Here is a 21114-nt window from a genome sequence, read left to right on the forward strand (position 1 = left end):
GTTATAATAACCACCGTTCGGCTGGCCAAGGAAAGGTCGTAAACAGCCGTGAATTGATTTCACTCATAGAAGCCGACGGTTGGTACCTGGTGCGAAGCCGGGGGAGCCACCACCACTTCAAGCATTCCTGCAAGAAAGGCTTGGTGACGATTCCTCATCCCAAGAAGGACCTGCTGCCGGCCACGATCGCCAGCGTGCTTCGCCAAGCGCAGATCAGGTACACCAGCTGAACCAGGAGATTTACGCACATGCTTTTCCCTATCGCGATCTTCCCCGGCGACGACAGCCATGCCTGGGGCGTCGAGGTACCGGATATACCGGGTTGCTTCTCGGCAGGTGAGGATCTGGACGACGCCATGGCCATGGCCCGCGAGGCCATCGAGGGGCACCTGGAATTGCTCGCGCAGGATGAACAGGAAATCCCCAAGGCCAGCAAGGTCACCGTGCACGCGGCCAACCCAGCCTTTGCCGGTTGTACCTGGGCACTGGTCGACATCGATATCACCCGTTACCTGGGCAAGGCGGAAAAACTCAATATCACCTTGCCGGCCTATCTGCTGAACCGGATCGATGCCTACGTGAAGAACCACCCCGAACAGAAAAGCCGTTCGGGGTTCCTGGCCGAGGCCGCGCTCAAGGTGCTGCAGGGGCAGTGAGGCGCGGCACCTCGTTGCCCTGCAGCAGCCGAGTTGGATTCAGCCCTTGTCCGGCCTCAGGGCGCGGACGTCACCCGGCTCGGCAGTCTCGCGCAGGTATTCCTCCAGCGAGTCGTCCAGCGCCTGCAGCCAGCGCGTGTGATGGGGCACGGCGGCGGTGCCGGTCATCACCGAGCGGTAGGAGCGGTCGCGGTAACCCATGATGTCGTGCTTCTTGTCGTTCTTCCATTTGAGGAAGATGCGGTTGACTGCATCGATGTCGAAGCTTGGGTAGTCGGTCTGGCTGATCAGGTGCTGGATATGCCGGCCCTGGAATTCATACATCGACGCAGTGCTTTCCAAGGCCTCCTCCTCGGCGCGCCAGCGGGCGCTGTCGGCCTGCATGGTGGCGTGGTCGGGCAGGCGGATGCGGCCGAGCATCACGTCGCGGGCGAACCAGGCCTGGGCGTCGAACAGGTTGAAGCTGTACCACAGGTCCTGCATGCCCAGGTACATCAACTGCGGGTTGGCCTCCCACACCACGCCCTGGTACAGGCCCAGCGGCCACAGGCGATTGTTGGTGCGCAGGGTCAACTCGTCGGGCAGGAATGGGAAGTGGTGCTGGTAGCCGGTGCACAGGATGATCGCATCCACCCGCTTGCTGGAGCCGTCGGCGAAATATGCCACATCACCCTCGACGCGTTGCAGTTGCGGCCGCTCCTCCCAGCCTTTGGGCCATTGGTAGCCCATGGGCTGCGTGCGGTAGGCACTGGTGATCGAGCGAGCGCCGTACTTGTAGCACTGCGAGCCGATGTCCTCGGCCGAATAGCTGCTGCCGACGATCAGCACATCCTTACCGGCGAACTCCAACGCATCGCGGAAATCGTGAGCATGCAGGATGCGCCCCGAGAACCGCTCGAAGCCCGGGAACGACGGCACATTCGGCGTCGAGAAATGCCCACTGGCCACGACCACGTAGTCGAATTCCTGCTCGATGCCCTGGCCGGCGGCATAGTCGTGGGCGGTAACAGTGAAGGTACGGCGCTCGGCATCGAAGCGCACCGCCTTGACCACGGTGTTGAAGCGGATGTACTGGCGCACATCGGCTTTTTTCACCCGACCCTGGATGTAATCCCACAGCACTTCGCGAGGCGGGTAGGACGAAATAGGCCGGCCGAAATGCTCATCGAAGCTGTAGTCGGCGAACTCCAGGCATTCCTTCGGCCCGTTCGACCAGAGGTAGCGATACATGCTGCCGTGAACCGGCTCGCCGTGCTCGTCCAGGCCAGTACGCCAGGTGTAGTTCCACATGCCACCCCAGTCGGCCTGCTTCTCGAAGCAGACGATCTCGAGCATGGGTGCGCCCTGGGCATGGGCGGATTGGAAAGCACGCAGTTGCGCCAGGCCAGACGGGCCGGCGCCGATGATGGCGACACGAATAGTCATGAAGATGTCCTGTTAACACAAATCAAAGGCAAGACCTCCCCAACCCCGAATGGCATGGGCCTAGGGCTGTGGATGGGCGAAGGCTTCAGGTGTCAGCAGGCAGGCGGAGGCACGGGGCGCTTGCGCTTGTGCGCCAGCAGCATGTCCCGAGGCGGGATCGACAGGGTGTGGAACAATGTCGAAAGTGGAGAACAGCCGAGGGTGGAGCGGACAACGGCAGGGAAGGGCCCGGTGGCCTTGCCGAGCAAACCGGCAAGCGGGCCATGGGACCGATAGATACGTGTGATCTCGTACATGGGGGCTTGTAATGCCTCTTTTCTTTATGGATGCCTTTTTAGCTATAACGCATCGAAGGAAAGCATTTCAAGGTTTGTCATTGTTCGCGCAAGAGAACGACGGTATCTCGCTTGCCTGTGATTCAGACGCTGTAACCTCGTGGTTCCAGTCTTCACCGAACAACTCTGCCGGGTGTTGGGTCCGCTCCGAACCGTTGCCACAGGCCAGTGCCTTGGCCGGGCAGTACAGGTCGCAGCCCCAGCAGATGCGTTCGGGGTGGCTGGGGTTTAGGGGGAATTTCTTGGCCATGTGCCGCCCTTCGTTTGGCTGTGGATAGCTTCAGAGGCTAGGCGGTGGGGGAAAGGGGGCGTTGATTGGCGTCAACGGGGAGAAACAAAAAAGGCCCACCTTTCGGTGAGCCTTTTGAGTACTGCGTATGGTGCCGGCACCAGGAATCGAACCCGGGACCTACTGATTACAAGTCAGTTGCTCTACCAGCTGAGCTATACCGGCAATGGGGCGTCATTATAGCGATCGGTTGGCGGCTGTAAACCTATTCCTTCCAATAGCTTACGTTGTCCCCGGCAAAGGAGAATTTTCCTACCAGCCACGGTGGATGCTGTTGACGCTCGGCTCGGGCGTAGCGGGGTTGAAGAACAGCTTGTCGTTGTCGCAACCGCGCTTGCGGCAGGGGGTGTCGACGCGCAGGGGCAGGCCGCGGTCGCCGCCCAGTTGCATGCCGGGGGTTTCCCAGCCCAGGGATGGGGTGTTGGGCGAGTAGGTGTTGCCGGCGCAGCCGGTCAGGACCAGGGCGAGGGTGAACAGGGCAAGGGGCTTGGCTTGGGTCACGTGGGCAAAGTCCGTAGGTGGGTCAGTCTGTGTTCAATATGCGCTGGATGGTGCCGCCGCAGGCCAGGTAGCAGCTGTCGTAGTCGCGGTCGCAACTGTAGCTTGCGCCGCTCGAGTACGGGTAGCTTGGGTAGTGGCATCTGTGACGGGCGTCCTTCTTGGTCTTGCTGTCCTGGCAATACTGGTAGCTGCGCAACTCGGCCTGGTACAGGGCGCGCTGGCTGTTTTCCTCCAGGCGGGCCATTTGCTTGCAGTGGTTGCGTTCCATCTGGCAGCTGTTGATGCACTGGATGCCATGGGCGCTGGGCGGTGGCGAGTACCTATAGGTATAGGAGGGGCCGCAGCCGCCGAGCAACAGGCCCGCCAGCATCATGGTGGCGAGGCGTTTTTCTGGGGTGTCCACGGGTGTAACGGTCCTTGATCATTCTTCGCTGAACTCCAGCAGGTCGCCGGGTTGGCAGTTCAGCGCGCGGCACAGCTTCTCCAGGGTTTCGATCTTGAAACCCTTGATCTTGCCGTTCTTCAGCAGTGACAGGTTCGCTTCCGTTATGCCGATGATTTCCGCCAGGTCCTTGGAACGGATCTTGTTCCTGGCCATGACGACGTCGAGGCGGATGATTATCGGCATAGAGGGCGGCTAGACATAACAGTTGTGTTCATCGCTGATGATCTTGGCGTCACGCATGACCAGCGAGAAGGCGCACAGCAGGATGCCCTTCATGATCTCGTAGACGGCCTCGGATGATACACCGATAGACACCACGAATGTGCGCTCCCCGGCCGGCAGGTCGATGGCCAGGGCCAGGCCCTGCAAGGTGTCGATCACCGGCCACAGCAGCGGTGTACCGATGCAGATCAGGCCGACCCACCACAGCATCTTGATGTTTTCCGGGCTCCAGGTGTGGCCCTTGGATAGACGCATGAAGAACAGCCCGGTCAGGAGCAGGGCGAATGCCGACAGAGCGGCGGGAATCATTGCCAGGGCCAGCACCAGGCCCATGGCCAGTTGCGAGGGCTGGTAGCCGTCTTCCAGCAGCAGGGGCATGTTGATGCCGTGGGTTTGCAGGTAGGCGGTGACGGTATCAGGGTAGTCGAATACCCAGAGCAGCGGCGTGCCGAAGAATTCCACCGCGGCGGTGGCCCAGGCCAGGAAAGCGGCGAACGCGCCGATGGTGCGCAAGCGTGAGCGGGCATAGGCCACGGATCTGCTGTTGTTCATGGGATGCCTCCGTACAGGTGATGAACGGGACGGATTATTCGCGAAAAATTATCGCAGCACAATAATTTGTTGCTGTTAAATTGATGTCGCGGCGTTTTGCCGCAACAGGTTGGCTGTGATTGAAAGGGTCCGTTCAGATAGGCCGGAAACACTCGGTTCACACAGATGCTGGAACCTTTATGCACAAGCGTAATGCCACGGACGAGCGAAAGGCATGCCACCGGTGCGGACCGTTGGTCTTTGCGCAAAGGCCTGTTTTTACTGGTTTTGGTTCATCTGGCGGAATAAGCAGATAACCTGAAATAGCCATTGGATCCAAGATTTAGTGATCTTCATCACAAGCTTGTTCACAGAGTTATCCACAGGTTTCAGGCGGGCTGCGGAGGCTCGTCGCGTTCGGCCAGCAGCAACAGGTTGCGGGGCGTCAGGGGGTAGTCGCAGAAGGTGCCGAGGCGCACGGAATACCCATGGTCCTGGAGCAGCAGGGCGCGGTCGAGCACCAGCCACAGTTCCAGCGGCCGGCGGAACAGGTTGCGCACCAGCTCCAGGTTGCGCACCTCGGCCAGGCGTTGCCAGCCGGCAGCCTCCAGCGCCCCCCAGTTCGGCTCGCCATCGATGTGCACGCCCCTGAGTTCGGCCAGGTCACGGCAGTAGCCTGCGAATGGCTTTTCCAGCCACGCGGTTGGAAGCGATGGTGTGGACAAGTATTCATCGCGCTGGCGCTGCTCGCGTTGCAGCAGGTCGAAGCCCAGGCGCCGGGCCATGGACATGTCCCGTTGGCGCCGTACGCGCAGGCTCGAGGTGACGGCTTCGTTCAAGGGCAGGCCGAGGTCGGCCACATCCAGTCGCAGTTTCGAGGCCTGGGCGGCTGTGGATAACGGCTGGTAATGCTCGCCGTGGATGCGGTTGTAGCAGCAGGGCGCTATGGCCAATTGGCGGCAGCCTTTCTGGCTGGCGAGCTGCAGGAGGCGCACATGCAGCTCGCCGCAGGCATGCAGGGCGATCACGCTCTGGTGTGCTTGCAGCTGGTCGGCACTGCTATCGGCCAGTACGTCCTGTTGCACATGGGTGGCCGGCAGCTGGTGATGGTCGCTCAGCGCCTGGCCGGCGGCGACCAGCGTGGCGTCGTATTCCAGGCAGGTCAGGTGTTGCCCTGGCTGAAGCAGGCGACGGCCCAGGTGGCCTTTGCCGGAGCACCAGTCCAGCCATTGGTGGGTGCGCTCGCGGAACGTCAATCGGCGGCTGAAGGCTTCGATCTGCTGCCATTTGCGGCCAGGCACATGCACGTCCAGGCGATGCCCGGCCGCAGGCAGGCCGGCATCGGGCAGCTCGCCGATGGCGGCCAGGCGCCTGGCTTGCTCGGCGAGCTGGGGAAACGGGGCGGGCGCCGGGAGCTGTTCGGGGTGGTGCTGGAAGGCCTCGGCGTCTTCCAGGGAGCGCTGGCGAAGCCAGGTGGAGAGTTCGGGGTGCTCGACCTCCCAGGCCAGGCGAAGCTGGGTGAAGGGACGTGGGTGCCAGAGGTGCTGGTGCTCGACCAGGAAGCGGTCCAGGGCGTGAAAGCGTTCGAGGAGTTGGTCGGCTTGCAGGAAGGGAGGTGTGTTCATGGGAGCACCGGAGCGCAAATCGAAAAAGGGCCGCTGTGCGGCCCTTCGTCATGGATGTGGGATCGTTCTCATCGCCCTTGGCAGGCGTCCACGCGCAACCAGCGCTCCAACACCTTGAAGCCTTGGACCAGCACGAAGGAAATGACCAGGTAGAACACCCCGGCGGCGAAGAAGATCTCCACCGGCAGGTAGGTACGGGCAATGATGGTCCGCGCCATGCCGGTCAGTTCCAGCAAGGTGACGGTACTGGCCAGGGCACTGGCCTTGAGCATCAGGATCACCTCGTTGCTGTAGGCCGGCAGGCCGATGCGTGCGGCACGCGGCAGCATGATGTAGAACAGCGTCTTGCCCCGCGACATCCCCAGCGCTCGGGCGGCCTCAATCTCGCCTTTCGGGATGGCCTGCAGTGCGCCACGCAGGATCTCGGCGATGTAGGCGGCCGTGTGCAGGGTCATGGTCAGCACGGTGCACCAGAACGGATCGCGCAGGTACGGCCACAGCGAACTGGTACGTACCAGGTCGAATTGCGCCAGGCCGTAGTACACCAGGAACAGCTGCACCAGCAGCGGGGTGCCGCGGAAGAAGAAGATGTAGCCGAAGGGCAGGGCGCGTACGTACCAGTGCCGCGAGGAGCGGGCGATACCCAGCGGGATGGCCAGGATCAGGCCGGCGATCACGGCGATGGCTACCAGCTCCAGCGTGAGCGTGGCGCCTTGGGCCAGGCGTGGCAGCCACTTGATGATGACTTCCCAGTTCATTGTTCGGCCCTCACGAAGCCGCGAGCGGCGCGTTTTTCCAGGAAGTGCATGCCGGTCATGGCCACGATGGTCAGGCACAGGTAGATGCAGGCAGCGACCATGTAGAAGGTGAACGGCTCCTTGGTCACGGTCACGCCGATCTGCGCGTGGCGCATGATCTCTTCCAGGCCGATCACCGACACCAGCGCGGTGTCCTTCATCAGGATCATGAACAGGTTGCCCAGGCCAGGCAGGGCGACACGCCACATCTGCGGCAGGATGATCCGCGACAGGATGCGGCCCTTGGACAGGCCCAGGGCCAGGCCGGCTTCACGGTGCCCCTTGGGGATGGCCAGGATGGCGCCCCGGAACACTTCCGTGGCGTAGGCGCCGAAGCACAGCCCGAGGGCGATCACGCCCGCGGCAAAGGCGCTGAGCTCCAGGCCAGGCATGTTCAGGGCTTCGCCGAGGCTGTTCATCAGCCCGACGGTGCCGAAATAGATGAGCAGGACCCAGAGCAGCTCGGGTACGCCGCGAACCAGGGTCGAGTAGGTGCTGCCAAGCCATTGCAGCGGCTTGACCGGGGACGTCTTGGCCAGGGCGCCGAGCAGGCCCAGGACCAGCCCCAGCAGCAGGGCGCAAAGCGCCAGTTTTACGGTCATCAGGGTGCCAGCCGCCAGGGCCGGACCGAATCCGTGCAGGTCGATATTCATGGGTAGCTGCGTTCAAGGGACCGGCACCGCGCAGGGCGGCACCGGTCGGGGCGTATCATTCGATGCTGAACGGGAAGTACTTGTCGTTGATCTTCTTGTACGTGCCGTCGGCTTTGATTTCTTTCAGGGCGGTGTTCAGCTTCTCGCGCAGCGGGTCACCCTTGCGCACGGCGATGCCGATCTTGTCGCTGTCGACCACAGGCTCGCCCTTGAACTCGAAGTTCTGGCCGTCCTTGCTCTTGAGCCACTCGTACTGCACGTACTTGTCGGCCAGGATGCCATCGATGCGGCCGGAGACCAGGTCGAGGTAGGCGTTTTCCTGGGTGTCGTACAGCTTGATCTCGACGTCGTCGCCGTAGTTGTCTTCAAGCCAGGTGCCGGCCAGGGTGGCGCGCTGGGTGCCGACCACCTTGCCCTTGAGCGAGGCCTTGTCGGTCTTGAAGTCGACGTTCTTCGGCGCGATGAACTGCAGCTTGTTGGAGTAGTAGGGGTCGGTGAAGTCCACGGCCTGCTTGCGCTCGTCGGTGATCGACAGCGAGGACACCAGGAAGTCGAACTTCTTGGCGTTCAGGGCCGGGATGATGCCGTCCCAGTCGGAGGTCACGACCGAGCACTCGACCTTCATCTTGGCGCACAGGGCGTCGCCGATGTCCTTGTCGAAGCCGACCACGTTACCGCTGGCGTCCTTGTTGTTGAACGGCGGGTAGGCCGCTTCGATACCCATGCGCAGTTTTTCCGCGGCCATGGCGTTGGCCGAGACGACCAGCGTGGCGGCAGCGGCCAGGAGGAATTTCTTGTAGGTCTGCATGTGTTGCTCCGTTAGCGGTGGCTGGACATGAATTGCTTGCAACGCGCCGAGGTCGGGTTCTCGAACACCTGCTGCGGCGATCCCTGCTCTTCGACCAGGCCCTGGTGCAGGAACACGACTTCACTGGACACCTGGCGGGCAAAGTTCATCTCGTGCGTCACCAGCAGCATGGTACGGCCTTCTTCGGCCAAAGCGCGGATGACGTTAAGCACTTCCTGGACCATTTCCGGATCGAGCGCCGAGGTCGGCTCGTCGAACAGGATGACCTTGGGCTTCATGGCCAGGGTCCGGGCGATGGCCGCGCGTTGTTGCTGGCCACCGGAAAGCTGGGCGGGATAGCTGTGGCGTTTGTCATGGATGCCGACCTTGGCCAGCAGCGCCTCGGCCGCCTCGATGGCCTCGGCCTTGCTCTGGCCAAGCACGCGGCGTGGAGCCTCGATGATGTTGTCGAGGATCGTCATGTGCGGCCACAGGTTGAAATTCTGGAAGACGAAGCCGATCTCGCTGCGCAGGCGGTTGATCTGGCGGTTGTCGGCGGCGATCAGGTCGCCGTTCTTGGCCGACTTGAGCTTGAGCTCCTCGCCGGCGACGAGGATCTGGCCCTGGTGCGGGTTCTCCAGCAGGTTGATGCAGCGCAACAGGGTGGACTTGCCGGAACCGGACGACCCCAGGATGGAAATCACGTCGCCGTCGCGAGCGGTCAGAGAAATGCCCTTGAGAATCTCCTGCTCGCCGTAGCGTTTATGCAGGTTGCGGATTTCCAGCGCGGGCGTGGCCTGGGCCATGTGCGGTCCTCATATGTTCGGGTGCGTTCCCAGCTGTTGGCGGCCTTCCTGGCGAGCGCCAAGCTAGCATAGCGGCGCAACGGCGGCCAACCAGGTCGCAGGCGGCTCGGGTCGCTGGCGGGACACTTTGTCGCATTGGCGCAGTGGACTGTCGCGAGGATGTCCGCAACGCGCTCGCCCAACACCGGAGCCTTGATGAAAAAAGGCGCGATGGTGCCAGCTTTGGACGTGCCTGGGAAGCCGTTTTTGGCCGGGTGGCACTTCCTGGGCCGTTATGCGTGGCACAGGTTGCGCCGTCGGGTTGCGCTTTGCTTGCTGCTTTTTTGTGCGCAGGTGTTACCAAGGCGCACCTTTGGTGCGTTTGTAAGTGGGTATTTCAGTAATCTGTGGCTGGCAGGGCAATTTGATGCTCTTTCGGTCAAGCCGTGGCCGAAAGGCCTGCTGGGACTTGTTTTTCGGGGGCGCCAGGGCATTCGGACGAACGTGATCGCCGAGTGGCGCGGTTATTGCCATTGGGAAAGGGCCGACTGCAGCGACGCCTAAACCAACCCCAGGCGCGCTTCGTTCATGCAGGTCGGGTGGTCCACTCCTTACAAAGGTAGTTTTATGAGCGGTAAGCACAATTCCAATGACCTCGCTCAGGGGCTCAAGCAACGGCATGTCACCATGCTGTCCATCGCTGGCGTGATCGGCGCCGGCCTGTTCGTCGGCTCCGGCCATGCCATCGCCGCAGCCGGCCCCGCCGTGCTGCTGGCCTATGCGGCTGCCGGTACCCTGGTGGTGCTGGTGATGCGCATGCTCGGCGAGATGGCCATCGCCTCGCCGGACACCGGTTCCTTCTCTACCTACGCCGACCGCTCCATCGGTCGCTGGGCGGGCTTTACCATTGGCTGGCTGTACTGGTGGTTCTGGGTGCTGGTGATCCCGCTGGAGGCCAACGCCGCCGCAGCCATCCTGCATGCCTGGTTCCCCGCCGTGGACCTCTGGGCCTTCTCGCTCATCATTACCTTGGCGCTGACCCTGACCAACCTGTGCAGCGTGAAGAACTACGGTGAATTCGAATTCTGGTTCGCCCTGCTCAAGGTGCTGGCGATCATCGGCTTCATCGTGGTCGGCTGCGTGGCCATGTTCGGCCTGGTGCCGGGCAGCCAGGTCAGCGGTGCCAGCCACCTGTTCGACACCCAGGGCTTCATGCCCAACGGCCTGGGCGCGGTGCTGGCAGCCATGCTGACCACCATGTTCTCGTTCATGGGTACCGAAATCGTCACCATCGCCGCCGCCGAGTCGAAGGACCCGGGCAAGCAGATCAGCCGCGCCACCAACTCGGTGATCTGGCGTATCTGCCTGTTCTACCTGGTGTCGATCTTCCTGGTGGTGGCCCTGGTGCCGTGGAACGACCCGGCCCTGGCCGAAACCGGTTCCTACCAGACCGTGCTGAGCCGCATCGGCGTGCCAAACGCCAAGCTGATCGTCGACATCGTGGTGCTGATCGCCGTGACCAGCTGCCTGAACTCGGCGCTGTACACCTCCTCGCGCATGCTGTTCTCCCTGAGCAAGCGTGGCGATGCCCCCGCCGTGGCCCAGCGCACCACCCAGGCGGGTACTCCGCATTGGGCGGTATTGCTGTCCACTGCGGCGGCGTTCCTCTGTGTGTTCGCCAACTACGTGGCGCCGGCGGCGGTGTTCGAGTTCCTGCTGGCGAGCTCCGGCGCTATCGCCTTGCTGGTGTACCTGGTGATCGCTGTGTCGCAGCTGCGCATGCGCAGCCAGCGCGAGGCCCGTGGCGAGAAGATCGCCTTCAAGATGTGGCTGTTCCCAGGGCTGACCTGGACGACCATCGCCTTCATCGTCGCCGTGCTGGCGGTGATGGCGTTGCGGGAAGACCACCGTGCCGAGATCATCGCCACTGCGCTGTTGAGTATTGGTGTGGTTGCCGCCGGCCTGTTGGTGCAGCGCAAGCGCAAGGCCCTGGGCCAGGCTGAAGGGCGGACTGTGCTGGATAACTGATCCGGCTGGCTGAAATGAAGAGGCCGCGCCCGGTGAAGGGCGCGGCCTTTTTTTTGCTCGTGTATCGGCGGGCCCAATCGCCGGCAAGCCGGCTCCCACTGGGATGGTGCATGCAGAGCCTGTAGGAAGCCTCAGCCGAACTGCTTCTGCTGTTGCTGCTGCTTGGCCACCACTTCCGAAGCCGCCACATAGGCCTCCTGGAACTCATCGCTCTCCAGCCAGGCCATGGTGGCATCCTCGTCGGCTCCATCGAGCCACTTACGGTAGGCGGTGAACACCATGACGATGTAGTCGGTAGCGTGTTCTTCCTTGTGCCCCTTGAGCACCAGGGCCAGCAGCGGGTCGACCAGGAACACCGAGATCATCGGCACCAGGCCGTTTTCCTGGGCTTCCTTCATCTTCTCGAACAGACTGCCGTAGCTGCCTGAGTCCATGGCTTTCTTGAACACCTGCTCGACACTGGCGCTGTCGCCGGCACTGGCCTTGACCGCCTGGCCGCTGCGCACCATGCGGTTCTGCTTGGCCTTGGTGGCGGCGCGCTTGGCGCGTTTCTGTTGCTTGGTATTGGAGGCCATGGGCGAATCCTTGGGTGTCTGGAAAATGCGCGTATTGAAGCGCAGATGCCGGAGAAACCCAAGCGTTGCAGGTCGGGGCCGCTGTGCGGCCCATCGCGGGACGGCGCTCAAATGAGTTGGGGGAAATCCAAGACAACAAAAAACCCGCACTAGGCGGGTTTCTTGTTGTCGCTTCGGGTAACTTTTCAACCACCAGAAGCTGAAGGTGGTGCCCAGAGACGGAGTCGAACCGCCGACACGAGGATTTTCAATCCTCTGCTCTACCGACTGAGCTATCTGGGCGACGGGGCGAATTAAAAAGGTTTTCAGACCGTCCGTCAACGACTTTTTGAAAATTTTTTAAATTAATTCCGTCGCTTACGTTTTCCGGGGTCATTCGCTGGGTGGAACGTAGCCTTCGGCCTGGGCGTAGTCTTCGCCGGCGAAGAACTTGTCCATCTCCGTCTGGAGGAATTTGCGGTCCTCGGCGTTCATCATGTTCAGGCGCTTCTCGTTGATCAGCATGGTCTGGTGCTTCTGCCACTCGTCCCAGGCCTTCTGCGAGATATTGTCGAAGATGTCCTGGCCCTTGGCGCCCGGGTAGGGTGGGCGGGGCAGGCCGGGGAGTTCTTCGTTGTACTTGCGGCACTTCACGGTGCGGGTCATCGGGCGTCTCCTGCAATCAATTCGTCGGCCGCGCGTTTGAGCAGCTTCTTGACCGGGGCGGCGAGGCCCAGGCGCGGCGGGGTGGCCAGGTTATACCAGAGCCAGTCGGGCTCGGCCACGGGCGGGCCGAGCGGGTCGACGCGCACCAGCCACGGCTCGATGGCCAGCTGGAAATGGCTGAAGGTATGGGTCAGCCCGTCCAGGGCCTGGCTGGCGGTGGTGCGCAGGCCATGCTGGTAGGCCAGGTCGTCGACCTGCTCGAGGGTGTCCAGCTCCGGCAGGCTCCACAAGCCGCCCCAAAGGCCGCTGGAAGGTCGGCGGTAGAGCAGGATGGCGCCGTCCTGGTTGGCCAGCAGGGGCATCAGTGTGCGGCGCTGGGGCAGCGTCTTGCGCGGCTTGGGTTCGGGGTAGTGGGTTTCCTGGCCGAGCAGGTGGGCTTGGCAGCCGCGCTGCAGTGGGCAGATCAGGCAACTGGGCTTGCTGCGGGTACAGAGCGTCGCGCCCAGGTCCATCATCGCCTGGGTATAGTGGTTGGCTCTGTGTAGCGGCGTGAAGCGCTCCGCGGTAGCCCACAGCATGTTGGCCACCTTGGGTTCGCCGGGGTAGCCGGCCTGGGCGGTGTAGCGGGCCAGCACGCGCTTGACGTTGCCGTCCAGAATCGGTGCGCGGATGCCCATGCTGATGCTGGCGATGGCCCCGGCGGTTGAGCGGCCGATGCCGGGCAGCTCGGTGAGCTGCTCGACGTTGCGCGGGAACTCACCCCCGTGGCGCTCGACCACGATCCTGGCGGCCTTCTGCAGGTTGCGCGCCCGGGTGTAGTAGCCCAGGCCCGTCCACAGGTGCAGCACCTCGTCTTCCGGCGCCTCGGCCAGGGCCTGCACGGTGGGCAGGGCCTGCATGAAGCGGTCGAAGTAGTTGAGCACGGTGCTCACCTGGGTTTGCTGCAGCATGATTTCCGACACCCACACCCGGTAGGGGGTGATGCCCTGTTGCCAAGGCAGGTCGTGGCGGCCGTGCTGGTCGTACCACTGCAGTACGGCACTGGAGAACTGCTCGGGGCTCATCGCTTGAACAGCCCCTTGAGCACGTCCTTCACTTCTGGGCTCACCTTGTCACCGAGTTTTTCGTCGAGCTTTTCCTGCAGGCGGTTGCCGGCCAGCTTGGCCGCCACCTTGCCCAGGCCGTCCTGGTCCAGGCGGCAGGCCTTGGCGCCGAGCTCCAGCGGGCCGCGGCAGCGCAGCGGGATCTCGACGCCGACATAGCGCTCGTTGACCTGGCAGGCCGGGTCCGGCATGGCGCGCTGGTCACCTTCGACGATCACGCCGACGTTGTAGTCCATGCCCAGCACGCGCAGGTCCACGTCACCGTGGCCATTGACGGTCAGGCCTGGGATGCGTGCCTTGAGGTCAGGGTTGCTGGCAACGCCGTTGCGCACCACCAGGCTGCCGCGCAGTTCCTGGAAGGGTGTGTCCTTGCCGCGAGGTTCGCCGCTCAGGGTCTTTCGGTTGAGCGTCGCGATGGCGTGGCACAGCTGCTGCTCGAGGTTGGCATTGACCAGCACGCCATCGGTGATGGTGAAGTTGGCGTTGCCGTTGAGGGTGTCGACCAGCGCCTTCTGGCTGTTGCCGGTGGCGGTCAGGTCGCTGGCCAGGGTCAGCAGGCCCTTGAGCGGCGGTGCCTGGTCAGGGTGTTCGCTTTTGATGAAGTGTTCCACCGGCACGCGATTGACCTTGGTGGTTATACCGACCTGTGGCACGGCTGGGCGCACGTCGACCGTGCCCTTGGCCTCGAAGGTGCCGTCGTACAGGCCGCCGCGCAGGGTTTCGAGCGTCAGCAGGCCGCCCTGGCCGTTGGCCTTGAGCTGGGCGTCGGTGATCGGCAGCTTGTCCAGGGTCAGGGCACCGAACGACAGGTCGGCCTGCAGGTCGACCTGGCGCAGGCGGTCCACCGGCAGCAGCTTGTCGTTGCTCCAGGCCACCTGGGTCGGGGCCTTGGGCAGCGGCGTGGTGCTCGGGCCGGCCACGGCCGTGGCTTCCTGCTGCTTGACCTCAGCCTGGCGTGCGGCAGTGGCGCCTTTGGCCTGCTCGCTCTTGGCCAGCAGGTAGCGGTCGGCGTCGAACTTGTCGCCTTTCAGGCGTACACGCAGAGCTTGTTTGGCGAAGTCTTCGATGGCCACGCGGCCGCTGAAGGTGCTGTCGTCCAGCTTCACCGCCAGGTCTTCCAGGGCCAGGCTGGTGGGGTTGGCCTGCAGGCGAGTGACCAGCTCGAGCTTGGCGAACGCGGCCGGGTCGGCGGTGGCCGGCAGCGGGAGGCCGATGCTGTCGAGGAAGGTGCGCAGGTCGAACTGGGCGATGGACAGGCCACCGCTCAACTGCGGAGTCTTGTCCAGGTCGCGCAGGTTCAGCTCGCCCAGGGCGCGCAGCTGGTTGGCGGACAGCTTCAGGCCGTTCCACGACGCTACGTTGGCCGCCAGGTCGACCAGCAGCTGGCCTTGAGCGGCGAAGGTCATGGTTTTGCCGGCCAGCGGCTCGCCGGAAGTCTCGCCGGTCAGGCGCAGGTCTTCGAAGTTGTAGCGCTTGAGCTTGCGATCGAAGCGCAGTTCGCCGGCCAGCTCCGTGCGTGCCTTGAGGCTCGGCTGGCCGACGCTGAGGAAGGCACTGGCCTTGAGTGGAATGTTCGAGCCTTCGTGGACCGCGCCAGTGCTCAGCTGGATGCTCTCGGCGCTGAAGGTCTGGCCGGTCTTGGCATCGGTGTACTGCACCCGGGCGTTGTTGACGGTCAGGCTGTCGATGTCCAGCTTGACCATGCGCTCGCGGGTATCCTGCTTGTTCGCCGACGCGTCGGCATCGGCGGTAGCGGGTGCCGGGGTCGTGTCGTCCGGTGTGGCGCTGGCGCCTTGCGCGGGCAGCGGTTTGCCGATGTCCTCCCAGTTGCCGTGGCCGTGCTCGTCACGAGCCAGGATCAGGTTCAGGCCTTCGACGCGTACATCGCTCATCTGCACTTCACGGCGCAGCAGCGGCAGCACGCGGACCGACAGGCCGAGCATCTGCAGGTCGGCGAAGGGTTCCTTGGGCTTGGTCAGGGTGGCGATGCTGGCTTCGTGCAATTCCAGGCCCAGCCAGGGGAACAGGCTCCAGCCGATATCGCCATTCAAGGTCAGCTCGACGTGGGCCTTGTCGCGGGCCAGCTGGCGAATCTCGTCTTTATAGTCGTTGGGATCGAAGAGGTGGGTCAGGGCGAAGCCCAGCGCCACGATGATCAGCAGCAACCCGAGAAGCCCCAGCCCCAGGATTTTGCCGAACGCTTTCATGGGCGAGTCCTTGTAGTCCGTTTTTGAAATTCAAGCGGGAGAGTATAGCGCTGTGGGTATGACGTCTGCGTAGTTTGTGGCCTCGGCGATGGCAGGGTCGGCCCAATCGCGGGACGAGCCCGCTCCCACAGGATCAACACTGGCTTGCTGTTCTCCGCACCGTGCCGCATGCGAAACAGGGAAATTACAGATATGCGACATTGCCATATGTCATCCGCGTTCCAAGCGAGCGCGTTCTAGGCCTATAATGGCAGCCTTTTCGCCCAATGATTTTGCGGAGCTGGTGATGGTCGAACGTAAGGCTTCCGTCGAGCGCAATACCCTGGAAACCCAGGTAAAAGCCTCGATCAACCTCGATGGCAGTGGCAAGGCCCGATTCGATATCGGTGTGCCTTTCCTTGAGCACATGCTCGACCAGATCGCCCGGCATGGGCTGATCGATCTGGATATCGAGTGCAAGGGCGACCTGCACATCGACGACCACCATACCGTCGAGGACGTCGGCATCACCCTGGGCCAGGCGTTCGCCCAGGCTATCGGTGACAAGAAGGGTATCCGCCGCTACGGCCATTCCTACGTGCCGCTGGACGAAGCCCTGTCGCGCGTGGTCATCGACTTCTCCGGCCGCCCGGGTCTGCAGATGCACGTGCCCTACACCCGCGCCAGCGTGGGTGGCTTCGATGTCGACCTGTTCCAGGAGTTCTTCCAGGGCTTCGTCAACCACGCCCTGGTGACCCTGCACATCGACAACCTGCGTGGCCACAACACCCACCACCAGATCGAAACCGTCTTCAAGGCCTTCGGCCGCGCCCTGCGCATGGCTGTCGAGCTGGACGAGCGTATGGCCGGGCAGATGCCTTCCACCAAGGGATGCCTGTAATGCAGACGGTTGCGGTAATCGACTATGGCATGGGCAACCTGCACTCGGTGGCCAAGGCCCTCGAGCACGTAGGGGCGGGTAAGGTGCTGGTCACCAGCGACGCCGCTGTGATTCGTGAGGCCGACCGCGTGGTGTTCCCGGGTGTTGGCGCGATTCGCGATTGCATGGCCGAAATCCGCCGCCTGGGCTTCGACAGCCTGGTGCGCGAGGTCAGCCAGGACCGCCCGTTCCTCGGTATCTGCGTGGGCATGCAGGCGTTGCTCGACCGCAGCGAGGAAAACGACGGCGTCGATTGCATTGGCCTGTTCCCTGGCCAGGTGCGTTTCTTCGGCAAGGGCCTGCAGGAGGATGGCGAGCACCTGAAGGTGCCGCACATGGGCTGGAATGAAGTCAGCCAGGTCAATGACCACCCCCTGTGGCATGACATCCCCGACCGCGCGCGCTTCTATTTCGTGCACAGCTACTTCATCGAGGCCGGCAAGGCGAGCCAGGTGGTCGGTCGCGGCCACTATGGCGTCGATTTCGCCGCCGCGCTGGCCGACGGCTCGCGCTTTGCCGTGCAGTTCCACCCGGAGAAGAGCCATACCCATGGCCTGCAGCTGCTGCAGAACTTCGTCGCCTGGGACGGGCGCTGGTAGATGAGCAGATCGCGGACCAAAGCTCCGGTCATCACTCTGGCCCCGGAACAGGAGCGCGAGGCACTCGACACGCTCAAGCGCTTCCTCGAAGACCGCTTCGAGCTGGAGCTTGGGTCGTTCGAGGTAGCCGAGGTCCTCGAGCTGTTCAGCAAGGAAATTGCACCTCATTACTACAACAGGGCGATTGCCGATGTTCAGCTGCACCTCAAGGAGCGGTTCGAGAGCATCGAGAGCGACCTGTGGGCATTCGAGAAGCCCTGAATTCCACTGATTAGACAGGTTCCCAAGATGCTGATTATCCCCGCTATCGATCTCAAGGACGGTGCCTGCGTACGCCTGCGCCAAGGCCGCATGGACGACTCCACGGTATTTTCCGACGACCCGGTGAGCATGGCCGCCAAGTGGGTCGAGGGTGGCTGCCGTCGCCTGCACCTGGTGGACCTGAACGGCGCCTTCGAAGGCCAGCCGGTCAACGGCGAGGTGGTCACCGCCATCGCCAAGCGCTACCCGAACCTACCGATCCAGATCGGCGGCGGCATCCGCTCTCTGGAGACCATCGAGCACTACGTCAAGGCTGGCGTGAGCTACGTGATCATCGGCACCAAGGCGGTCAAGCAGCCTGAATTCGTCGCCGAGGCGTGCAAAGCCTTCCCCGGCAAGGTCATCGTCGGCTTGGATGCCAAGGACGGCTTCGTCGCCACCGACGGCTGGGCCGAGGTCAGCTCGGTGCAGGTCATCGACCTGGCCAAGCGCTTCGAGGCCGATGGCGTCTCGGCGATCGTCTACACCGACATCGCCAAGGACGGCATGATGCAGGGCTGCAACGTGCCCTTCACCAAGGCCCTGGCCGAAGCCACCTCGATCCCGGTGATCGCCTCGGGCGGCATTCACAACCTGGGCGATATCAAGGCCCTGCTGGACGCCAAGGCCCCCGGCATCATCGGCGCCATCACCGGCCGTGCCATCTACGAAGGCACCCTCGATGTCGCCGAGGCCCAGGCCTTCTGCGACAACTATCAAGGCTGAGGACTCGATATGGCACTGGCCAAGCGCATCATCCCTTGCCTGGACGTGGACAACGGCCGGGTGGTCAAGGGCGTCAAGTTCGAGAACATCCGCGACGCCGGCGACCCGGTGGAGATCGCCCGCCGCTATGACGAGCAGGGCGCCGACGAGATCACCTTCCTCGACATCACCGCCAGCGTCGATGGCCGCGACACCACCCTGCATACAGTCGAGCGCATGGCCAGCCAGGTATTCATCCCGCTGACCGTCGGCGGCGGCGTGCGTACCGTGCAGGACATCCGCAACCTGCTCAACGCCGGTGCCGACAAGGTGTCGATCAACACCGCCGCGGTGTTCAACCCGGAGTTCGTGGGCGAGGCCGCCGACCGTTTCGGTTCGCAGTGCATCGTCGTCGCCATCGATGCCAAGAAGGTTTCCGGCCCTGGCGAAACACCGCGCTGGGAGATCTTCACCCATGGCGGTCGCAAGCCGACCGGGCTGGACGCGGTGGAGTGGGCGAAGAAGATGGAAGGTCTGGGTGCCGGTGAGATCCTGCTGACCAGCATGGATCAGGACGGTATGAAGAGCGGTTTCGACCTGGGCGTCACCCGGGCCATCAGCGATGCGCTGGGGATTCCGGTGATCGCTTCCGGTGGGGTGGGCAACCTGCAGCACCTGGCCGACGGGATCCTGGAAGGGCATGCCAGTGCCGTGCTGGCGGCCAGTATCTTCCACTTCGGTGAGTACACGGTGCCGGAGGCCAAGGCCTACATGGCTTCGCGCGGGATCGTCGTTCGCTGAGTCAATGACTGGGGCCGCCTTGCGGCCCAATCGCGGGGCAAGCCCGCTCCCACAGGGATTACGCACCCGGTAGGAGCGGCCTTGTGCCGCGAAAGGGCCGCAAAGCGGCCCCGATAGCGCAATCACCCGTGGCTCTTGCCCAGCAGCGCGTGATACAGCTCGCTGTCGCCGAGAATCCCCACCACCTTGTCGTTCTCCTGCAGCACCAGCTTGTTGCCGGTGTGGTAGCGGATCTGCAAGGCATCGCGCATGCCGATGTTGGCGTTGACCAGCGTTGGCCTGCGGCCCAGGGTCTCCACATCCTGCCCTGGCACCCAGTTCTGCAGGTCCAGGCCGTTCTGGCCCTGGCGGGCGCGCTTGATCGAGCCGCCTTCGCCCAGGTCCAGCCAGGAGTCGCCGCTTGGGTCCAGGCATACCGAGCCGTTGACCCGCTTGCAGTTGTCCAGGCTGCGCATCAGGCTGCGGCCGCACAGGACGTTGAGCGGGTTGGTGTGGGCCACGAAGGTCCGCACGTAGTCGTCAGCCGGGTTGAGGACAATCTCCTCGGGCTTGCTGTACTGGATGATCCGGCCATCTTTCATGATGGCGATGCGGCTGCCCAGCTTCAGGGCTTCATCCAGGTCGTGGCTCACGAACACGATGGTCTTGCTCAGCTTGCTCTGCAGGGCCAGCAGTTCGTCCTGCAGGCCCTGGCGGATCAGCGGGTCGAGGGCCGAGAAGGGTTCGTCCATCAGCAGGATGTCGGCATCCATGGCCAACGCACGGGCCAGGCCCACACGCTGCTGCATGCCGCCAGACAGCTCGTCGGGTTTCTTGTTGCGCCACTGGGTCAGGCCCACCAGCTCGAGCTTCTCGTCCACCAGCTTGCGCCGCTCCTTCTCGGGGCGGCCCTGCATCTCCAGGCCGAAGCTGATGTTCTCGCGCACCGTCAGCCAAGGCATCAGGGCGAACTTCTGGAACACCATGGCGATGCGTTTGGTGCGCATCATCTTCAGCTCTGCCGGGGTGCAATGGGCGATGTCGATGTGCTTGCCTTCATGCTCGACGAACAGCTTGCCACGGCTGACGGTGTTCAGGCCGTTGATGCAGCGCAGCAGGCTGGACTTGCCCGAGCCGGACAGGCCCATGAGCACGCAGATCTCGCCTTTCTTGATATCCAGGTTGGCTTTTTCGACGCCCACCACCAGGCCGGTCTTCTTGAGGATCTGCTCGCGGGTCTGGCCCTGGTCGAGCAGCGACAGCGCTTCGCGTGGCTTGTTGGAGAAGATGACGTCGACGTCTTCGAAACGAATGATGCTCATGACTCACCTCGCGCCGGCAGCTCAGGTTGCTTGCAGATACGGTCCAGCATGATCGCCAGCAGCACGATCGCCAGGCCGGCCTCGAAGCCGAGGGCGATATCGGCGGTGTTCAGTGCGTTGACCACGGGCTTGCCCAGGCCGTCAGCGCCCACCAGGGCGGCGATCACGACCATCGACAGCGACAGCATGATGCATTGGGTGACGCCTGCGGCGATGCTCGGCATCGCGTGGGGCAGTTCGATGCGGGTCAGCAGCTGGCGGCGCGAGCAGCCGAAGGCCTTGCCAGCATCGAGCAGCTCTTGCGGCACATCGCAGATGCCCAGGTAGGTGAGGCGGATGGGCGCGGCAATGGCGAACACCACCGTGGAGATCAGCCCCGGAACCACGCCCAGGCCGAACAGGGTCAGGGTCGGGATCAGGTAGACGAAGGTCGGGACCGTCTGCATCAGGTCCAGGACCGGGCGCATGGCGGTGTAGAACATTGGCTTGTGCGCAGCGACGATACCCAGCGGCACGCCGATGGCCACGCAGACCACCGTGGCGAAGGTTACCTGCGCCAGGGTTTCCATGGTTTCCTGCCAGTAGCCCAGGTTGAAGATGAGCAGGAAGGACAGGGCGACGAAAGCGGTCAGCGCCCATTTGCGCTGGATGAAGTGCGCCAGGGCGGCGAACAGGGCGATGAGGACGTAGGGGTTGAACCAGGTCAGGGAGCTGGTAACTCCGCTGATCATGAACTCGAGGCCCTGGGCGATGGCATCGAAATAGCTGGCGCCGTTCTGGGTCAGCCATTCGACGAAGGAGGCGATGTACTGCCCCAGCGGTATTTTCTGATCGATAAGCATGATAGCGAGCTTCCACCTGCAAAGATTGAAATCAGTCC

26 protein-coding genes and 2 tRNA genes are annotated in these 21114 nt (G+C 63.2%); 9 read left to right on the forward strand and 19 right to left on the reverse strand.

Annotated features, from left to right (window positions below):
* Positions 1-53 precede the first annotated feature (53 nt).
* On the forward strand, positions 54-230 hold the full coding sequence (locus tag AC1MHZ_RS15690) for a type II toxin-antitoxin system HicA family toxin (RefSeq protein ID WP_482966596.1): 177 nt from the start codon (positions 54-56) through the stop codon (positions 228-230).
* A gap of 18 nt (positions 231-248) precedes the next feature.
* Positions 249-656, forward strand: a complete 408-nt coding sequence (locus tag AC1MHZ_RS15695) for a type II toxin-antitoxin system HicB family antitoxin (RefSeq protein WP_480461745.1) — start codon at positions 249-251, stop codon at positions 654-656.
* Between the two features lie 39 nt (positions 657-695).
* On the opposite strand, the gene AC1MHZ_RS15700 is transcribed toward AC1MHZ_RS15695, so the two are convergent.
* From AC1MHZ_RS15700 to AC1MHZ_RS15755, 12 genes are all read right to left on the reverse strand, one after another.
* A complete protein-coding gene (locus AC1MHZ_RS15700; RefSeq protein WP_482966597.1) occupies positions 696-2081 on the reverse strand; it encodes a flavin-containing monooxygenase in 1386 nt (461 codons plus the stop codon).
* A gap of 363 nt (positions 2082-2444) precedes the next feature.
* Positions 2445-2666 (reverse strand): DUF3079 domain-containing protein, encoded by a 222-nt coding sequence (locus tag AC1MHZ_RS15705; protein WP_084856493.1) that lies wholly within the window; start codon positions 2664-2666, stop codon positions 2445-2447.
* A 128-nt stretch (positions 2667-2794) separates the two neighbouring features.
* Positions 2795-2870: transfer RNA gene (locus AC1MHZ_RS15710), tRNA-Thr, on the reverse strand.
* A gap of 87 nt (positions 2871-2957) precedes the next feature.
* Positions 2958-3206: a hypothetical protein gene (locus AC1MHZ_RS15715; protein ID WP_084856427.1), complete on the reverse strand. Its 249-nt coding sequence runs from the start codon at positions 3204-3206 to the stop codon at positions 2958-2960.
* Between the two features lie 22 nt (positions 3207-3228).
* Positions 3229-3609, reverse strand: coding sequence for a hypothetical protein (locus tag AC1MHZ_RS15720; protein ID WP_253249328.1), 381 nt, complete (start codon positions 3607-3609; stop codon positions 3229-3231).
* Between the two features lie 18 nt (positions 3610-3627).
* Positions 3628-3834 (reverse strand): helix-turn-helix domain-containing protein, encoded by a 207-nt coding sequence (locus tag AC1MHZ_RS15725; RefSeq protein WP_043211003.1) that lies wholly within the window; start codon positions 3832-3834, stop codon positions 3628-3630.
* Positions 3835-3843: 9 nt separating this feature from the next.
* On the reverse strand, positions 3844-4425 hold the full coding sequence (locus AC1MHZ_RS15730; RefSeq protein ID WP_324816064.1) for a hypothetical protein: 582 nt from the start codon (positions 4423-4425) through the stop codon (positions 3844-3846).
* A 368-nt stretch (positions 4426-4793) separates the two neighbouring features.
* Positions 4794-6029, reverse strand: coding sequence for a methyltransferase (locus AC1MHZ_RS15735; RefSeq protein WP_465001643.1), 1236 nt, complete (start codon positions 6027-6029; stop codon positions 4794-4796).
* A 68-nt stretch (positions 6030-6097) separates the two neighbouring features.
* Positions 6098-6787 carry an ABC transporter permease gene (locus AC1MHZ_RS15740; RefSeq protein WP_084856422.1) on the reverse strand — a complete coding sequence of 230 codons (690 nt, stop codon included), beginning with the start codon at positions 6785-6787 and terminating at the stop codon, positions 6098-6100.
* A complete protein-coding gene (locus AC1MHZ_RS15745) occupies positions 6784-7479 on the reverse strand; it encodes an ABC transporter permease (protein WP_084856420.1) in 696 nt (231 codons plus the stop codon). The genes AC1MHZ_RS15740 and AC1MHZ_RS15745 overlap by 4 nt, the downstream gene beginning before the upstream one ends.
* Before the next feature lie 55 nt (positions 7480-7534).
* On the reverse strand, positions 7535-8287 hold the full coding sequence (locus AC1MHZ_RS15750; RefSeq protein WP_482966598.1) for an ABC transporter substrate-binding protein: 753 nt from the start codon (positions 8285-8287) through the stop codon (positions 7535-7537).
* Positions 8288-8298: 11 nt separating this feature from the next.
* A complete protein-coding gene (locus tag AC1MHZ_RS15755; protein ID WP_482966599.1) occupies positions 8299-9072 on the reverse strand; it encodes an ABC transporter ATP-binding protein in 774 nt (257 codons plus the stop codon).
* A gap of 195 nt (positions 9073-9267) precedes the next feature.
* Here AC1MHZ_RS15755 and AC1MHZ_RS15760 point away from each other — a divergent pair, with 195 nt between their 5' ends.
* A complete protein-coding gene (locus AC1MHZ_RS15760; RefSeq protein ID WP_084856412.1) occupies positions 9268-9615 on the forward strand; it encodes a hypothetical protein in 348 nt (115 codons plus the stop codon).
* A gap of 63 nt (positions 9616-9678) precedes the next feature.
* Positions 9679-11079 carry a GABA permease gene (gene gabP / locus AC1MHZ_RS15765; RefSeq protein WP_482966600.1) on the forward strand — a complete coding sequence of 467 codons (1401 nt, stop codon included), beginning with the start codon at positions 9679-9681 and terminating at the stop codon, positions 11077-11079.
* A gap of 131 nt (positions 11080-11210) precedes the next feature.
* Here gabP and AC1MHZ_RS15770 read toward each other — a convergent pair whose 3' ends face one another.
* The 5 genes from AC1MHZ_RS15770 to AC1MHZ_RS15790 form a co-directional block, all read right to left on the reverse strand.
* On the reverse strand, positions 11211-11654 hold the full coding sequence (locus AC1MHZ_RS15770; RefSeq protein WP_084856409.1) for a hypothetical protein: 444 nt from the start codon (positions 11652-11654) through the stop codon (positions 11211-11213).
* 206 nt (positions 11655-11860) lie between these two features.
* A tRNA-Phe gene (locus tag AC1MHZ_RS15775) sits at positions 11861-11936 on the reverse strand.
* Between the two features lie 90 nt (positions 11937-12026).
* Positions 12027-12299: an oxidative damage protection protein gene (locus AC1MHZ_RS15780; RefSeq protein ID WP_084856406.1), complete on the reverse strand. Its 273-nt coding sequence runs from the start codon at positions 12297-12299 to the stop codon at positions 12027-12029.
* On the reverse strand, positions 12296-13363 hold the full coding sequence (gene mutY / locus AC1MHZ_RS15785; protein ID WP_324817230.1) for an A/G-specific adenine glycosylase: 1068 nt from the start codon (positions 13361-13363) through the stop codon (positions 12296-12298). The genes AC1MHZ_RS15780 and mutY overlap by 4 nt, the downstream gene beginning before the upstream one ends.
* Positions 13360-15609 (reverse strand): AsmA family protein, encoded by a 2250-nt coding sequence (locus AC1MHZ_RS15790; RefSeq protein ID WP_482966601.1) that lies wholly within the window; start codon positions 15607-15609, stop codon positions 13360-13362. The genes mutY and AC1MHZ_RS15790 overlap by 4 nt, the downstream gene beginning before the upstream one ends.
* Before the next feature lie 286 nt (positions 15610-15895).
* Here AC1MHZ_RS15790 and hisB point away from each other — a divergent pair, with 286 nt between their 5' ends.
* The 5 genes from hisB to hisF are packed head-to-tail and all read left to right on the forward strand — an operon-like array spanning position 15896 to position 18933.
* Entirely contained in the window at positions 15896-16489 is a 594-nt protein-coding gene (gene hisB / locus AC1MHZ_RS15795; RefSeq protein ID WP_084856616.1) for an imidazoleglycerol-phosphate dehydratase HisB, read from the forward strand.
* Entirely contained in the window at positions 16489-17127 is a 639-nt protein-coding gene (gene hisH, locus AC1MHZ_RS15800) for an imidazole glycerol phosphate synthase subunit HisH (RefSeq protein ID WP_084856400.1), read from the forward strand. The genes hisB and hisH overlap by 1 nt, the downstream gene beginning before the upstream one ends.
* Positions 17128-17388 carry a DUF2164 domain-containing protein gene (locus AC1MHZ_RS15805; RefSeq protein WP_084856398.1) on the forward strand — a complete coding sequence of 87 codons (261 nt, stop codon included), beginning with the start codon at positions 17128-17130 and terminating at the stop codon, positions 17386-17388.
* A 27-nt stretch (positions 17389-17415) separates the two neighbouring features.
* Positions 17416-18153, forward strand: a complete 738-nt coding sequence (hisA, locus tag AC1MHZ_RS15810) for a 1-(5-phosphoribosyl)-5-[(5-phosphoribosylamino)methylideneamino]imidazole-4-carboxamide isomerase (RefSeq protein ID WP_084856396.1) — start codon at positions 17416-17418, stop codon at positions 18151-18153.
* 9 nt (positions 18154-18162) lie between these two features.
* Positions 18163-18933, forward strand: a complete 771-nt coding sequence (gene hisF, locus AC1MHZ_RS15815) for an imidazole glycerol phosphate synthase subunit HisF (protein ID WP_084856393.1) — start codon at positions 18163-18165, stop codon at positions 18931-18933.
* A 122-nt stretch (positions 18934-19055) separates the two neighbouring features.
* Here the strand turns inward: hisF and choV are convergent, their stop codons facing one another.
* On the reverse strand, positions 19056-20234 hold the full coding sequence (choV, locus tag AC1MHZ_RS15820; RefSeq protein WP_084856391.1) for a choline ABC transporter ATP-binding protein: 1179 nt from the start codon (positions 20232-20234) through the stop codon (positions 19056-19058).
* Entirely contained in the window at positions 20231-21079 is an 849-nt protein-coding gene (choW, locus tag AC1MHZ_RS15825; RefSeq protein WP_172403014.1) for a choline ABC transporter permease subunit, read from the reverse strand. Before choW ends, choV begins: the two co-directional genes overlap by 4 nt.
* Between the last annotated feature and the right edge of the window lie 35 nt (positions 21080-21114).

Source organism: Pseudomonas sp. FA-1, assembly GCF_056856075.1.

Bases quoted from the DNA above. Each gene is read 5' to 3' on its own strand.
- AC1MHZ_RS15695 (WP_480461745.1), top strand. From the start codon at position 249: ATGCTTTTCCCTATCGCGATCTTCCCCGGCGACGACAGCCATGCCTGG.
- AC1MHZ_RS15700 (WP_482966597.1), bottom strand. From the start codon at position 2,081: ATGACTATTCGTGTCGCCATCATCGGCGCCGGCCCGTCTGGCCTGGCG.
- AC1MHZ_RS15705 (WP_084856493.1), bottom strand. From the start codon at position 2,666: ATGGCCAAGAAATTCCCCCTAAACCCCAGCCACCCCGAACGCATCTGC.
- AC1MHZ_RS15725 (WP_043211003.1), bottom strand. From the start codon at position 3,834: ATGCCGATAATCATCCGCCTCGACGTCGTCATGGCCAGGAACAAGATC.
- AC1MHZ_RS15730 (WP_324816064.1), bottom strand. From the start codon at position 4,425: ATGAACAACAGCAGATCCGTGGCCTATGCCCGCTCACGCTTGCGCACC.
- AC1MHZ_RS15735 (WP_465001643.1), bottom strand. From the start codon at position 6,029: ATGAACACACCTCCCTTCCTGCAAGCCGACCAACTCCTCGAACGCTTT.
- AC1MHZ_RS15740 (WP_084856422.1), bottom strand. From the start codon at position 6,787: ATGAACTGGGAAGTCATCATCAAGTGGCTGCCACGCCTGGCCCAAGGC.
- AC1MHZ_RS15745 (WP_084856420.1), bottom strand. From the start codon at position 7,479: ATGAATATCGACCTGCACGGATTCGGTCCGGCCCTGGCGGCTGGCACC.
- AC1MHZ_RS15750 (WP_482966598.1), bottom strand. From the start codon at position 8,287: ATGCAGACCTACAAGAAATTCCTCCTGGCCGCTGCCGCCACGCTGGTC.
- AC1MHZ_RS15755 (WP_482966599.1), bottom strand. From the start codon at position 9,072: ATGGCCCAGGCCACGCCCGCGCTGGAAATCCGCAACCTGCATAAACGC.
- AC1MHZ_RS15760 (WP_084856412.1), top strand. From the start codon at position 9,268: ATGAAAAAAGGCGCGATGGTGCCAGCTTTGGACGTGCCTGGGAAGCCG.
- gabP (WP_482966600.1), top strand. From the start codon at position 9,679: ATGAGCGGTAAGCACAATTCCAATGACCTCGCTCAGGGGCTCAAGCAA.
- AC1MHZ_RS15770 (WP_084856409.1), bottom strand. From the start codon at position 11,654: ATGGCCTCCAATACCAAGCAACAGAAACGCGCCAAGCGCGCCGCCACC.
- AC1MHZ_RS15780 (WP_084856406.1), bottom strand. From the start codon at position 12,299: ATGACCCGCACCGTGAAGTGCCGCAAGTACAACGAAGAACTCCCCGGC.
- mutY (WP_324817230.1), bottom strand. From the start codon at position 13,363: ATGAGCCCCGAGCAGTTCTCCAGTGCCGTACTGCAGTGGTACGACCAG.
- AC1MHZ_RS15790 (WP_482966601.1), bottom strand. From the start codon at position 15,609: ATGAAAGCGTTCGGCAAAATCCTGGGGCTGGGGCTTCTCGGGTTGCTG.
- hisB (WP_084856616.1), top strand. From the start codon at position 15,896: ATGGTCGAACGTAAGGCTTCCGTCGAGCGCAATACCCTGGAAACCCAG.
- hisH (WP_084856400.1), top strand. From the start codon at position 16,489: ATGCAGACGGTTGCGGTAATCGACTATGGCATGGGCAACCTGCACTCG.
- AC1MHZ_RS15805 (WP_084856398.1), top strand. From the start codon at position 17,128: ATGAGCAGATCGCGGACCAAAGCTCCGGTCATCACTCTGGCCCCGGAA.
- hisA (WP_084856396.1), top strand. From the start codon at position 17,416: ATGCTGATTATCCCCGCTATCGATCTCAAGGACGGTGCCTGCGTACGC.
- hisF (WP_084856393.1), top strand. From the start codon at position 18,163: ATGGCACTGGCCAAGCGCATCATCCCTTGCCTGGACGTGGACAACGGC.
- choV (WP_084856391.1), bottom strand. From the start codon at position 20,234: ATGAGCATCATTCGTTTCGAAGACGTCGACGTCATCTTCTCCAACAAG.